A 13,156-nucleotide genomic window follows, 5' to 3' on the forward strand; every position below is an offset into this window, starting at 1 on the left:
TATTGACTTGTCATCACACAATAGTGTATGATAAACAGTATAAAAAATAATGTGTGTCATACAGTATGGAAAAGAGGCAAAAACATGGATCCATTAATTCGTTCCTTATTGACAGAATTGAGAAGAGGAAACCTAACACTCGCGGTTTTAAGTCAGCTCAGAACGCCCCAATATGGCTATTCACTCGTGCAATTGCTAGAAGAGCTTGGTGTAACGATCGAGCAAAATACCTTGTACCCTTTGCTCAGAAGACTAGAAAAGCAAAAGCTCGTTACCAGTAGCTGGGATACCACAGATACAAGACCGCGGAAGTATTATGAATTAAGCGAATATGGGGTAGAAGTTTTCCATCAATTAAAGGCCGAATGGATAACTAGTACGAAGAAGCTTTATGATGTCTTAAATGAAGGGGAAGAGGAATAATGAAGATGATTAACCTGTACATTCAAGAAGTGACAAGACGTTTGCCAGAGAAAAGTCGAGAGGATATTGGTTTAGAGCTTGAATCCACGATCTATGATATGTTACCAGAGGATTATGACGAGGAAGATGTGAAAGAAGCCCTTCAATCACTAGGGAATCCCGCTATTTTAGCAAGTAAATATAGTGAAAAGCCGATGCATTTAATTGGGCCAAAATATTTTGATGTGTATACTAGCTTTCTAAAGCTGATATTGCCTATTTCCATTATTCTTTCCCTTATCACAGTAGTAGCAGTAAAGGTATTGAATCCTGTGGAAGGTGGAGCGGTTCTCGAGACCATCCTAGAAATTATTGGGGAGGGTATTTGGCATATGCTTACTGTTGCCATTCATACATTTTTTTGGATAACGGTCACCTTTGCCATTGTGGAACGGGCAGATAAGGAAAACAATAGGTCACCTATTTCTATGAACTTCAAGCCATGGACGCCTGATGATTTAAAAATGGTCACATATCTACCTAAAGAGAAGCGGATTAAAAATTATGAGTTCCATTTTGGTTTAATATGGACAGTTATTTGGGCAGCCATTTATTTTTATGCCGATCGATTAATTGGTGTATATGAGAATGGCGATAATGGGCTCAGGCTTGTTTCACCAGCGTTTGACCAAGACATACTTCTTTCCTTTTGGCCATGGGTAGTATTATTAATCATCGGAGAAGTAGCGTTAACTGTCTATAAATATATGAAAAAACAATGGACCTACAGACTTGCCTCCTTGCAGGCACTATATGAATTGGCAACCACCGTTGTTTTCGTTGTGATAATCACACGATCGAATCTCTTTACAACCGAGTTCCTACAAAAAACGGGTGAATTATTTGATACGACGTCAAGCAAAATCGAAGCCAGTATGACTTGGGGATTAGTTACAATTTCGATAGTCTATACGGTTATTGCTATTTATGACGTTTATAAAAAAGCAAACATCAAGGTAAAGGACAGATAGAAATGAAGAAGATTCAGAGCGGACACCTGCTCTGAATCATTCTGTTAACCGATATTGACTGATTTGCTCATGCAAGGCTTTACTCGAATTTGCAACCATTCGTAATCCATCATTCACCTCTTCGACTACTGCATGCATTTCCTCTGAAATAGCTGCAACGGTTTGCGCATGCGTTGCTTGAAGGTTTGCAGTGGAGGTTACTTTTGTAAAAAATTGCATGACCTCACTTACTCGATGATTAACGGTTTCCATAAGATCGACAATAGTAACATTTTGTTCTGCCACCTTCCCTGTCATTTCATCAATGAAATGAAAATGTGCCTGTGATCGCTCGATATTGGATCTGTTTTCCTCCGTATGGCGCTTTGTTGCATTCATCTCTTCCATGACGACATCCTTTTGCTGTGTAATCTCTACAATAATCGCATGAATTTGATCGGTTGCTAATTTCGATTGATCTGCTAACTGTCTAACCTCGTCTGCTACCACACCAAAACCCTTGCCATACTCTCCAGCCCGCGCCGCTTCTACCTGTGCATTTAATGCTAATAGATTCGTTTGACTAGCAATCATTTGGATCGTTTGCACCACTTGATCGATTTGGTCCATTTGATGATCAAGCTTTTCTATTTGCGAAGCAGATGAATAAACACTTTGCTCCATCAGATCTGTTTTTTCTGCCAAACTCTTCATATCTTCTAATCCAGTACCTGTTCGTTCCTTCGCATCCTGACCTAAGAGCTTTAAATTCATCGCATACTCACTTACGGTATGAACTTCCCGCTTCACGGTTTCTAGATAATTGGAAGAATGATAGATTTCCTCCTGCTGTTCTTGAGATTGATGGGCCATGTCATGAATTGCATTAGAGACATTCTCCATGTCCTCTATGGCTCGATTCATTTGAGAGGTTAGCTGACTCGCTGATTCTGTCGTTTGTTCATTATGGTGTTTAATCTCTAGAAAAATGGATTGAATCGTATTTTTCATCTGATTAATACCAGAAGTAAGCCTTCCCACCTCATCATGCACTTTTGTCCGTAATGGTGGTAAGGATAAGTCGCCTGCTGCAATTTGATCTACATAGTTAGAAATCAGCTGGGTTGGCTTACGAATATAACGCTGTACTAAAATACTTAATAAGCAAGCAAAAGCAACTGCAATAATACCCACCACCACACTGGACTGCATCGCATTCTCACTTTGTGCTACCGTCGCATTTGTTTGCTTTGCTATGTGCTGTTCCATCCATTCCTGCATTGCCTCTATACGATTACTAGCCTGATCAAAAAAGGCAATACTTTTATACATTTCATCCTGTGATACGTTCCAATTTTTATCTAAGGCTGCTGTCATAACGTGATTTCCTGCCTCTTGATATTGTGCTAAAGCCTTTTTGTATTCCTCAAACAGGCTTGTCATTTCTTGATGATTGACCTTACCTACATAATCTTCCATACTTTGAATGCTGTTGTTTAAATCTGCTACCATTGCTTCTATTTCTTTCTGTAAATTCTTTGTTGTCACACTCATCGCTGGTTGGGATATTTCCTGCAATTGATTATGTATTTGATACATTTTTTTGAAGGTGTCTGTGGAGGTAAGCATTGCGGGGAAATGTCTCTCATCTATTTCCTCTGTATTCGTCGCAATCGTGTGGAATTGGGTATAATTCCATACTCCAAAACCAACAAATAATAGTAAAAATAGACCGAAACTAATAAAGATTCTTGCTCTCATGGATAACTGTTCGAAGCCCATTGTCCTTCCCCCTTCTTCCTGTACAATAGTATTTTACCTAAGGTCATGGGTAATAGGAATAAAGACCATCATTTCTTTACAAACAATTTACAATATGAATAGGTATTAACGCTTATCTCTTTGTTTGTATAAATATGGTATTATTATTTTAGAAGAAGAGATAGGGGAGTTGATTATATGTTAATTCTAAATAAGCGACTACTAATTTTTTCTGTTAAGATCTTAATCTTAGTGATTATCTTTTTTATTCGGTCTTTCATTGGGGACCATTCCATTTGGAGAACATCGATGTAACGGATAAACAAGTAGTCAGTGAATCTAAGTCTCTTTTGAATGATTATTCTATAAAAGTATTCTGGATTGGTCCAAGCGGAAATGATTTCGAGATTGATTGGCTTGATGGCGATACGATTCTTTTAAGTAATTTAACGAAAGAGACAGAACAAGTAAAGCTAAAGGTTCAGGATGAAAGCTATGATTTTCGGTAATTTTTAGGAGGGGAAATGAGATGATCTATGATTTAAAAGGGGAAGCAAGCATGTCTCCTATTGTAGGAATATTATTTTCTGCAGTGAAGGAAAATATCGAACGCCTTCAATCTATTACAGAGGACTTGAGTCAAGAAGAAGTAGATTATAAAGGACCGAATAACAAAGATAATAGTACGGCTCAGTTAATCAAGCACCTCACATATGTTGATTTAAATTGGGTTTATCGGATAAAGGATCAACCACTTCCGCTATCCTTAAAAGAGGAATACGGACCAATGATCGATGCGAATAATAAGCTTCCGATGATTGAGGGGAAATCTATCCATACGCTTATGTCTAGATATGAAACGGTTTTAAACATGCTAGAAGATACTTGTACAGAATTGACCGATCATGATCTAGAAAAAATCGTCTTCTTTGGTCATAAAAACGAAAAACAAGCAACCATCCGCTGGGGGCTTTGGCATATGGCTGATCACAACCGCTATCATCAAGCTCATATAAATCAGCTCAGAAAGTGGTATAACAGAAGAACCTGTACCTTATAGCTCAAGATACAGGTTTTCTTCATTCACCATGTTTCCACTACCATATCCTTTCTACGATAAACACTCAAAATAAGTCCAAGGATCACCGTGTACACCACAATGATGCTTACACCATAACTTATGAATGGGATCGATATACCGATAATTGGTACTATTCCTACTCCCATTAGGATATTGTAAATGGTTGGTACGGTAAATAGCGTTGCACCTCCTATCACTAGCAATCTTCCATATCGATCTTTTGTTTTAAAGGCATTTATGGAGAGTCTTGATATAAATGCTAAAAGTACCGTACAAAGTGCTATACCAAATGCCCAGCCAAGGGTAGAGACAAGGTATGGGAAGGCAAAATCTGTATGTGTGTTCACGATGGTATGGAGGGTTAATTCTTGTTCCAATCCATGACCAAACCATCCAGCTTGTAAAAAGGCATCCTTCAATAAAAGATACATGTATCCCTCTCCATAGGGATCACTATTCGGATGTAGAAAACCCAACAATCTATCCATAAAATATCCCTGAGAGCTCACAAGCATGATACTAATAAAACAGAGACTTGCTATTAGATTCACTGCCACTAATTTGATTGCAAGTTTTCTATGAACATTAGAAAATGCAAACATTACGGCTAGACAAAGAAAATAAAGTAACATCACCATATAACTTGGAAAAATTAAATAGATGGAGATCGGAAGCCAAAATAATATAACTAAAGCCCCTTGTTTTAACCAACTATTAAATACATGCATTTTGCTGAATATTCCTGTCCAAGCGAGAAAATAGAAAAATAAAGTGACAAGTGTCATATCAACACCTACCCCAAAAATGGCAAGCCAGCTCTTAGAACCGTTAACTGTAACCCCAAACAAAACCGTGCACAACTGAAGCATCAAGCCAATTCCATAGAAAAACGTCCACCCATTTTTTAGTTTTCGATAATCAAGCTTGATAATTCCAATTATTACCGTTATGGATATAAGATACCCTATTAATTGCTTTATCACAAAAGACGAAGTAGCGTTTATTATTCTCGGTTCTCCATAGATTAAAGGGACAAAACCGATTGCTGCAATAGCTAAAAATAGAACAATCAGGAACCAATCCATTTTAGGTTGATGAACTTTATTTAAACTCTCTCCTAAGGTATACGGATTTCCCATTTCTTGAATCGCCTTCTTCTCAGCATCCTCTTTAGACAATTGCTTTTGTTGATAGGATAGACTCAACTCTTGAAGGTGATCCACTAGCTCTTTCTCAATCAAATTATGAGCTTCCTTTGCTTTCACTTTGGAGATTACTTTACTTAAAAATTCTTTAATAAGACTTGAATTCATAAGTACATTCCTCCATCAACTGTTTTAGCTCTAAGAAGGACTTCGAGCTCTCTGTGTAATAGCCTGTTACGCATTTTTTCCCTTTTAATGCTAAGGTATAGTATTTTCTTTCATTTATCCATTCAGAAGTGATCATTTTCTTACTTTCGAGAAGGTGTAATAGTGTATACAACTGTCCTTCTTCTCCTTGAAAACTAAATTCCTGCTTCTGAAAAAGTTGTGTGGAAATATCATAACCGTGCTTGGACTGAAGTTGCAGCAATTCTAATACGGCAATGATAGTCTTTTCCTGCCATACATGAAGCTGCTGCTGAGAATGTTTTCGTCTTATCGTTTCTTTTACCGCATTTTTCCGCTCTTCCGAAAAAGAAAAGTCTTGAAAAACGTTTTTTTTCATTGCTTTCTTTAAATTAAATAGTGGGCCAGTCATCAGTTAAACCTCCTCTTTCATCTTTTCCTTTAGTATTTCCTTTGCTCGCTTCATTCTTGTTTTTATCGTATTAATATTGACAGTAGTAACCTTGCTGATCTCTCTGAATGAAAGCTCTTCATAAAAATGGAGAAACACGATTTCTCGATATTTAATCGGCAAAGACATAACTGCCTGAGATAGATTATCTCCTTGATGTTTAGCAATCACTTCCTCCTCCACCTCTTTTGATTTAGAAGGAATATAGTCCCAAATTTTTTCCGTGAGACTGACTTTTCGGTAATGCCAGCTTCTAAGGTAATCTTTACAGTGATTACTAGCTATCCGATATAACCAGGTTTTAAGTGAAGCTTGGTGATGAAATTGATCCAATTTTTCATAGCATTTCAAAAAAATCTCCTGTGTTAAATCTTCCGCAATCGTACGGTTTTTTACATATGTATAAACGAGATACAGGATCCCATCACTATATTCATCCATTAATTGCGTGATGAGTTGTTCTTTGTCCTCCATCACGTCATCTATGATCGTTATTTGCTCAAGCTCATTCATCTAGCTAACCCCCTTTCTCTATTTTAGACGATGCTAGCTAGCATTTGGTTTGAAAAAGGATTATTTGATCCAGATTGTCCGGATATTGGACAGCATGAGCGCAAATCTCTGTCACACTGTCCAATATACAAAAAATAAATCACCTTTCCCACACTTCATTTATAATAAGCTCCCTTGTTATTACCTTCTTTGATAAAGTGTTTTGCTAGCAATCTTTGAATTCTTTTTTTAGATGGTATCATTCCACACCATTCATGAATGGTTTTCGTTGTAATCTTTTCTGAGGGAAAAAGCAGCCTTAATTCTGCTACACTGCGCATCACGGCATTTTCTATAGATTCCATTGTGCCACATTTTTGACATATACATTTATATCCTTGGACACGAAGAGAAAGTAAATCACATGTAATGCATGGGATTCCTTTGTTGAACTGTGCAAAATCATAATTTGGTATGTTTGTTATCGGGGATGTTTTGATATGCTTGGATTGGAGAAGTTCAGAGATTTGAGCATGTTGTTTTGATAATTTAGCAGAGTTTTGATTTATCCGTTTAATGTACCGATTAATTTGAGTAGGAAAAATAAGCGGCTTATCTAGTGGGGCTTGATATAAGGTGAATTCTGGGTGGACAAAAACAACGAAGCCATGAATGGGGATTTGATAATGATGCGCTTGGAGAAATTGTCTCAGTAGGACTCGCTTTTTTGTAGTGGAATAAGGGGATTACTAACTTCTGTTTGGGGACTGCGGTACATTAATGTATGGTTATTGTCATAATAAAAATCACCTTGGTATTTTTTATTTCATAGATGCAAATTTCGTTTGCCTGAATCATGAGGGAATCGATTTGAAAATGATTATTTGGGTGCTTTAACAGTAAATCATTCAACATATAATGCTCAGAGGTTAGCTGTTTCATTAAGGAATCAAAATGTTTTTCCACCTCAAAGCCTTTTTGCATGCTTCTATAATATTGCTTTTCTTTTTCTGACAAAGGTGCCCGCCTATCCAAATATGAATATACGCGTAACTCATCAGGTTCTTTCCGCTCCTTTATGATCATGTTCCACTTCCTTTCTATATTATTTACATGACAGTTTAAGACAGTGATAGCTGTTAGTCAAGCTAGGCATTATAAATCAAAACCACCAGTGTGAACTGGTGGTTTGCTCTGCGGCTAAAAGCCTTTGTTACCGGCCTCGGCCTTAAAGGCCTACCGAATGGGTCTCCCTCTTGCACCACATTTACTCACTGATTCTTTAAGAATCTCTTATTTCTTTTTATTTTTTTGGCCTGTAAATGGATCAAACTCTTCGAATAAAGTTAATTGATCCGCCATATAGTCTTCTTTGAGCTGATTTCTAATGTATTCTTGTATTTGCTTCCTGTTTCTGCCCACTGTATCTACATAGAAACCTCTGCACCAAAATTTCCGATTTCCATATTTATATTTTAAATTGGCATGACGATCAAATATCATGAGACTACTTTTTCCTTTTAAATAGCCCATAAATTCTGGAAACACTTAGCTTTGGCGGGATACTTACTAACATGTGTATGTGGTCTCGGCATGCATTGGCTTCGTGTATGGTAACCCCTTTCCGTTCACATAAGTCTCGGATGATTTGACCGATGCTCCTTTTATATTTTCCATAAATGATTTGTCTTCTATACTTTGGAGCGAATACAATATGGTACTTACAATTCCATGTGGTATGTGCTAAACTATTCTTGTCCTTCATTGGACACGCCTCCTTCTTTGGTGAGATTTTGTGGTCGGGAAACCAATTCAATCTTACCATGAAGTGAGGCATTTTTTATCCCTCGCTTAAAGCTTTCTGGATCCCCTGGCATAGCCAGGGGTTTTCATAGCCATTAATAAAAATCCTCAAGGAGCATAGTCCTTGAGGATAATCTTACGTATGGGAAACGATCATTTCAGCAGCACCATCTAGCTGATAAGCAGAAATAGTTGCCGGAATAATAAAATGATCTCCTTTTTTTACATCAAATTGTTGTTGATGAACGGTTAGCTTCGCTTCTCCTTCGATGACACTTACCTGGAGGAAATCTTGGTCCATCGTTTTGGCCACCTTACCATCTAAGCCCCAGTGATAAACGGTAAAATATTTTTCTTCGACCAATTTTTTGCTAGTTAGGCCTTGGTCTATTTCATCACTCTGGTTAAGTCGTGGTGTTTCATGTGGAACAGTCGTCACATCCTTAGCTTCTTTTAGATGTAGTTCTCGTGTATTTCCTTGTGCATCTGTACGGTCATAATCATACACACGATAAGTAATATCAGAACTTTGCTGTGTTTCTAAAATAACAATTCCTTTTCCGATTGCATGAATCGTACCACTTGGAACATAGACAAAATCTCCTGCTTTTACCTTTACCTTGCGTAATAGCTTGTCCCATTGACCCTCATCAATCAGCTTTTCTAATTCCTCACGTGTTTGCGCATGATGGCCAATAATTAACTCGGCATCTGGTTCTGCACTTAGCACATACCAGCATTCTGTTTTACCATACGCTTCATTCGCCACCTCACGAGCATATTGATCATCTGGGTGTACTTGAACAGAAAGATTGTCATTTGCATCCAATATTTTGATGAGTAAAGGATACTCTTCCTCACTGTCAGCTGGTTTACGAAATAATTCACCATGATTTTTCCATGCTTCTAATAATGTTTGATTTTTTAGTGGACCATTTGTTATTTTACTTGGTCCGTTTGGATGGGCAGATATCACCCATGCCTCTCCTGTTTTTTCATAAGGAATTGTATAGGAAAACTCTGTGTTTAGCTTTTGGCCACCCCAAATTCGTTCTTGAAATACAGGCTGTAAAAATATTGGTTCTTGATACATTTCTTCGATTCTCCTTTCCACATCTATAAAAAAGATACTATCTAATGCCAACAATTGCAAATTAGTGTATCCCTTACTGCATGAAAACTTGGAATTTGGCTTTATCGATGCTCCCTTTCACTATATTCTTGATAAAAAGCTTTTTTCGATTTACCCAAAACGACCAAATTCATAAAAAGTCCTAAGACCATAAAAGCAAAGGAACCTATGATATAGATGAAGCGAATTCCATGTAATTCGGAAAAAATACCAACTATTCCTGTAAATATAATGATGAGCAATGCCTCTAATACGCTAAGTGCACTTGAAAGTCTGCCCATAATTTCTGTTGGTACATTATTTTGATAAAAAGTTATGAAACCCGTATTTGCGAATGATAAAGCAAATGTTAATGTAAAAAACCCTATAGATGCCCAAATAAAATTTTGGGAGAATGCAAAGATCAAATATCCAACTGGTGTGAAGATGGCTCCAAATCCAATAAGGATATTAATTTTTAGCCGACTAGTGAATAAAGCATTAGTTAATGAGCCTACTATAACTCCTATTCCTGCAACACTTACAAGAAACCCATAAGCACTCTCGGATAAAGAAAGTACTTTTGTTGCAAATGCAGCTTCTAGAGAGTCTAATACGGTCATAAATACGGTAAATCCACTAAAGAGAACATAAACGAATGTCGTATGTCTGTTTGATTTGCTAAAAATAACGAGTTCTCTCCAATCATTTCTAATGACTCTCAAGCTTACTTTTTCAACCGTTTTCCCTCCTAATTCCAATTTGGGGAGTAAAAAAATAATGACAGCTGATATACCTAATGCTAGAGAATTCAACTGAATAGCAAGATAAGGAGATCCTAGAATAAACAAAACACCTGCAATGGAAGGTCCTAGTATAAAGCCCGTTGAATGAATGAAATTTCTAAGCGCATTAAATCTTTGGCGATCTGTCTTAGGTATAAGCTTCGTCATATAAACCGTCGATGTCGGCTCAAAAATTGAACTCGCCAAATTGATTATAAAAACCCATAAATAAATGAGAACGAGTGAATCCATATATGGAAGTAAATATATCAAGAATGCTCTAAGAAAATCTAAGAAAATCATTAAATTCCTTTTATTTAACCTATCGATAAAGCTTCCCGACCAAAAATTAGTACACAAAGTGGCGATCGGTATAAGGATATAAAGAACAGATACGGCAAATGGTGATCCTGTCCTATCCAAAATAATCAGGTTAAGCGCAATTAAATAAATCCAAGCACCTAAATTGGATACGCCAATTCCAAACAGAAGTAATAAAGGATTTTTCCACTTCATCAGCTTCACTCCTAAAATCCGTTATTTGCATTGATAAAAAAAGAATCCCACCCCCAAGTTATTAGACTTGAGGACGAGACTCTCTGATTTTAGAAGTTCGCGGTGCCACCCCAGTTTGTTATTGTGTTGCCACAATAACCTTTTCGAGTACGTCTGCTAAAAATTGTGTAGAATATACTCTATCTCTATAACGGGAGAACCCGGCACATCATCATTTCTCATCAAGATAATCCTAAATGCAGCTCCAAGGCTTGGTTCCATGTGCCTCTACATCCTCCATCTCAGCAAAAGGAGTTCTCTGACATGCTTAAGCACATATACTCTTCTCTTCATCGCTTTTTGATTTAGTATAGTTTACAACAATTCCATGAATTTTGGAATAGAAATGGAGAAATCGTTAATATTCACAATCATTTTGAATCCACCCCACTGTAAAAATAAACTTTATTGCTGTTATAAACATCACTTTAAATTCACGTCACTAGCAAAATGACCTTTATCTCCTTTATAAACACCACTTTTCTTCCATTCCTCTTGCAAAACGGCCTTTATCTTCTTTATAAACACCACTTTCCTTCTATTCCTCTTGTAAAACGGCCTTTATCTTCTTTATAAACACCACTTTCCTTCCATTCCTCTTGCAAAACGGCCTTTATCTTCTTTATAAACACCACTTTCCTTCTATTCCTCTTGTAAAATGACCTTTATCTTCTTTATAAACACCACTTTCCTTCTATCCCTCTTGCAAAACGACCTTTATCACTTTTATAAACATCACTTTCATTCATTCCCCTTGCAAAATAAACTTTACCACTTCTATAAACACCACTCTTTCATTCATCCATCTAACAAAACGACCTTTACCTTCTTCATGTCAAACATTTCAATCAACATCCTTACCAAAATCCCAACACGCACTGGCAAAGCTCAACAATTATGTCGTAACACCAGCTTTCAGCTCTAATTTTCCACAATTTCACCGAGCAAAACGCAGTTATCCACATGTTAATAAGAATTCTAACAAGTTATGCACAGATTTATCCACATACTCACAATAAAAAAGGTATATATCGTATAGAACATAAATTCCTATACGATATATACACATATCTTTTTGTTTCATCCACAAATTGTGGATAATTCTTGTATAACTGTGGATATATTTGATTGTTAATAGGATAATGTGGTTAATTCTACCTCTGTATTTTGTTTCTCTCCATCTCGGTAAAAGGTGATCTTAACGGTATCTCCTACAGATTTTTCCGAATATAGATGCTTGCGCAAATCGACGATATCTGCCATTGGCTCTCCATCCATTGCGGTAATCACATCATAAGGCTTTAATCCGCCTTTATCAGCTGGTGACATTGGTTCTACACTGCGGATATATAAGCCACCTGTTACCTCTTCTGGTAGGTTGAGACTTCTCTCCCACTCTACTTGGGCAATATCATTTAGCGAATAGGCTTCTACGCCTAAGAAGGCTCTCGTAATTTTTCCATTTTCTTCGAGTTCCTTGACGATTGGCAACACATCATCGATCGGTAAGGCAAAGCCGATGCCTTCTACCGCCGATTCTGCTATCTTCATCGAGTTAATACCAATTAACTGTCCTTCGGAATTAATCAGGGCACCACCGCTATTACCTGGATTGATGGCAGCATCTGTTTGGATAACCTCTGCCTGCCAATCTGCTCTTCCATCTCCGTCAAAATCCTGTGGAATCGCTCGCTGTTTTCCACTTATGACCCCTTGGGTGACGGAACCAGATAAGTAAAGACCTAACGGATTGCCAATTGCAATTGCTGGTTCTCCAACATGTACATCCTGGGATTGTCCAATAGGGATCGTCTTTTCTACCTTGCTTGCATCCATTTTGATCACAGCTAAATCTGTGAATAAGTCACTACCGACTAGTGTTGCATTTACCTTCTGTTCGTCTGACAAAATTATCTCTACTTGATCAGCACCTTGAATGACGTGATGATTGGTAATAATATAGGCAGTATCTCCATCAATCTTGTAAATAACACCAGAGCCTGTGCCTTGTTCTCCATTTGACTGATCCTGATCCCAAAAGTTCGCTTGTTGTTGGATATTTACCACCCCAACAACAGCAGGAGAAACCTCTGCGACAATCTCAGTTACACGTGTGGAGATATCTACCTTCACATTTTTCAATGTCTGAGGCGTTTGTTCTACCGTTCCATCTGTTTGACCATTCGATTGATCTAGCTTTCCACCTATCACGATTTCATACGGTAACCAATTTCTTTCTACTAGCATTGGTAAAACTAAGGCAAACAAAAAAGCTCCAAGTACTAATCCCACGATAAATGGCATCCAAAAGCTACTTCTCTTGCTACTTTTTCTCCGCGAAATATCATGACCATCATAATAACCCATTTAGGAT

General features: G+C 37.4%; 12 protein-coding genes and 1 pseudogene. 4 read left to right on the forward strand and 9 right to left on the reverse strand.

The genetic code is table 11. From position 1 onward, the window contains the following. The first annotated feature begins 84 nt into the window (after positions 1 to 84). The gene (locus tag DLJ74_RS03745) at positions 85 to 423 is read left to right on the forward strand and encodes a PadR family transcriptional regulator (protein WP_109983415.1); all 339 of its coding nucleotides are present in this window, start codon (positions 85 to 87) and stop codon (positions 421 to 423) included. Beyond that, the gene (locus DLJ74_RS03750) at positions 423 to 1,433 is read left to right on the forward strand and encodes an HAAS signaling domain-containing protein (RefSeq protein ID WP_109983416.1); all 1,011 of its coding nucleotides are present in this window, start codon (positions 423 to 425) and stop codon (positions 1,431 to 1,433) included. The genes DLJ74_RS03745 and DLJ74_RS03750 overlap by 1 nt, the downstream gene beginning before the upstream one ends. A 36-nt stretch (positions 1,434 to 1,469) precedes the next feature. Here the strand turns inward: DLJ74_RS03750 and DLJ74_RS03755 are convergent, their stop codons facing one another. Beyond that, positions 1,470 to 3,194, reverse strand: a complete 1,725-nt coding sequence (locus tag DLJ74_RS03755) for a methyl-accepting chemotaxis protein (protein ID WP_109983417.1) — start codon at positions 3,192 to 3,194, stop codon at positions 1,470 to 1,472. Between the two features lie 275 nt (positions 3,195 to 3,469). Between DLJ74_RS03755 and DLJ74_RS03760 the strand changes: the two genes are divergently transcribed. Further along, entirely contained in the window at positions 3,470 to 3,682 is a 213-nt protein-coding gene (locus DLJ74_RS03760; protein WP_109983418.1) for a hypothetical protein, read from the forward strand. Positions 3,683 to 3,702: 20 nt separating this feature from the next. Beyond that, positions 3,703 to 4,233, forward strand: coding sequence for a DinB family protein (locus DLJ74_RS03765; protein WP_109983419.1), 531 nt, complete (start codon positions 3,703 to 3,705; stop codon positions 4,231 to 4,233). A gap of 23 nt (positions 4,234 to 4,256) precedes the next feature. Here DLJ74_RS03765 and DLJ74_RS03770 read toward each other — a convergent pair whose 3' ends face one another. The 8 genes and pseudogenes from DLJ74_RS03770 to DLJ74_RS03810 form a co-directional block, all read right to left on the reverse strand. Continuing rightward, positions 4,257 to 5,567 carry an FtsW/RodA/SpoVE family cell cycle protein gene (locus tag DLJ74_RS03770; protein ID WP_109983420.1) on the reverse strand — a complete coding sequence of 437 codons (1,311 nt, stop codon included), beginning with the start codon at positions 5,565 to 5,567 and terminating at the stop codon, positions 4,257 to 4,259. Next, the gene (locus DLJ74_RS03775; protein WP_109983421.1) at positions 5,548 to 5,997 is read right to left on the reverse strand and encodes a PadR family transcriptional regulator; all 450 of its coding nucleotides are present in this window, start codon (positions 5,995 to 5,997) and stop codon (positions 5,548 to 5,550) included. The genes DLJ74_RS03770 and DLJ74_RS03775 overlap by 20 nt, the downstream gene beginning before the upstream one ends. A gap of 3 nt (positions 5,998 to 6,000) precedes the next feature. Continuing rightward, complete coding sequence (locus DLJ74_RS03780) at positions 6,001 to 6,549, reverse strand: sigma-70 family RNA polymerase sigma factor (protein WP_054860817.1); 549 nt, start codon at positions 6,547 to 6,549, stop codon at positions 6,001 to 6,003. A gap of 756 nt (positions 6,550 to 7,305) precedes the next feature. Next, positions 7,306 to 7,614, reverse strand: coding sequence for a nuclease-related domain-containing protein (locus DLJ74_RS03790; RefSeq protein ID WP_109983423.1), 309 nt, complete (start codon positions 7,612 to 7,614; stop codon positions 7,306 to 7,308). A gap of 207 nt (positions 7,615 to 7,821) precedes the next feature. Then, a pseudogene (gene tnpA / locus DLJ74_RS03795) lies at positions 7,822 to 8,293 on the reverse strand (IS200/IS605 family transposase). A gap of 174 nt (positions 8,294 to 8,467) precedes the next feature. Next, positions 8,468 to 9,424: a mannose-6-phosphate isomerase, class I gene (gene manA, locus DLJ74_RS03800; protein ID WP_109983424.1), complete on the reverse strand. Its 957-nt coding sequence runs from the start codon at positions 9,422 to 9,424 to the stop codon at positions 8,468 to 8,470. Positions 9,425 to 9,525: 101 nt separating this feature from the next. Next, positions 9,526 to 10,743 (reverse strand): MFS transporter, encoded by a 1,218-nt coding sequence (locus tag DLJ74_RS03805; RefSeq protein ID WP_109983425.1) that lies wholly within the window; start codon positions 10,741 to 10,743, stop codon positions 9,526 to 9,528. A gap of 1,170 nt (positions 10,744 to 11,913) precedes the next feature. Next, the gene (locus tag DLJ74_RS03810) at positions 11,914 to 13,149 is read right to left on the reverse strand and encodes a S1C family serine protease (RefSeq protein ID WP_109983426.1); all 1,236 of its coding nucleotides are present in this window, start codon (positions 13,147 to 13,149) and stop codon (positions 11,914 to 11,916) included. Positions 13,150 to 13,156: the final 7 nt, after the last annotated feature.

The organism is Gracilibacillus dipsosauri, assembly GCF_003176895.1.
Lineage (GTDB): Bacteria > Bacillota > Bacilli > Bacillales > Amphibacillaceae > Gracilibacillus > Gracilibacillus dipsosauri.

Coding starts and splice junctions, on each gene's coding strand:
- DLJ74_RS03745 (WP_109983415.1), top strand. CDS start 85: ATGGATCCATTAATTCGTTCCTTATTGACAGAATTGAGAAGAGGAAAC.
- DLJ74_RS03750 (WP_109983416.1), top strand. CDS start 423: ATGAAGATGATTAACCTGTACATTCAAGAAGTGACAAGACGTTTGCCA.
- DLJ74_RS03755 (WP_109983417.1), bottom strand. CDS start 3,194: ATGGGCTTCGAACAGTTATCCATGAGAGCAAGAATCTTTATTAGTTTC.
- DLJ74_RS03765 (WP_109983419.1), top strand. CDS start 3,703: ATGATCTATGATTTAAAAGGGGAAGCAAGCATGTCTCCTATTGTAGGA.
- DLJ74_RS03770 (WP_109983420.1), bottom strand. CDS start 5,567: ATGAATTCAAGTCTTATTAAAGAATTTTTAAGTAAAGTAATCTCCAAA.
- DLJ74_RS03775 (WP_109983421.1), bottom strand. CDS start 5,997: ATGACTGGCCCACTATTTAATTTAAAGAAAGCAATGAAAAAAAACGTT.
- DLJ74_RS03780 (WP_054860817.1), bottom strand. CDS start 6,549: ATGAATGAGCTTGAGCAAATAACGATCATAGATGACGTGATGGAGGAC.
- DLJ74_RS03790 (WP_109983423.1), bottom strand. CDS start 7,614: ATGATCATAAAGGAGCGGAAAGAACCTGATGAGTTACGCGTATATTCA.
- manA (WP_109983424.1), bottom strand. CDS start 9,424: ATGTATCAAGAACCAATATTTTTACAGCCTGTATTTCAAGAACGAATT.
- DLJ74_RS03805 (WP_109983425.1), bottom strand. CDS start 10,743: ATGAAGTGGAAAAATCCTTTATTACTTCTGTTTGGAATTGGCGTATCC.
- DLJ74_RS03810 (WP_109983426.1), bottom strand. CDS start 13,149: ATGGGTTATTATGATGGTCATGATATTTCGCGGAGAAAAAGTAGCAAG.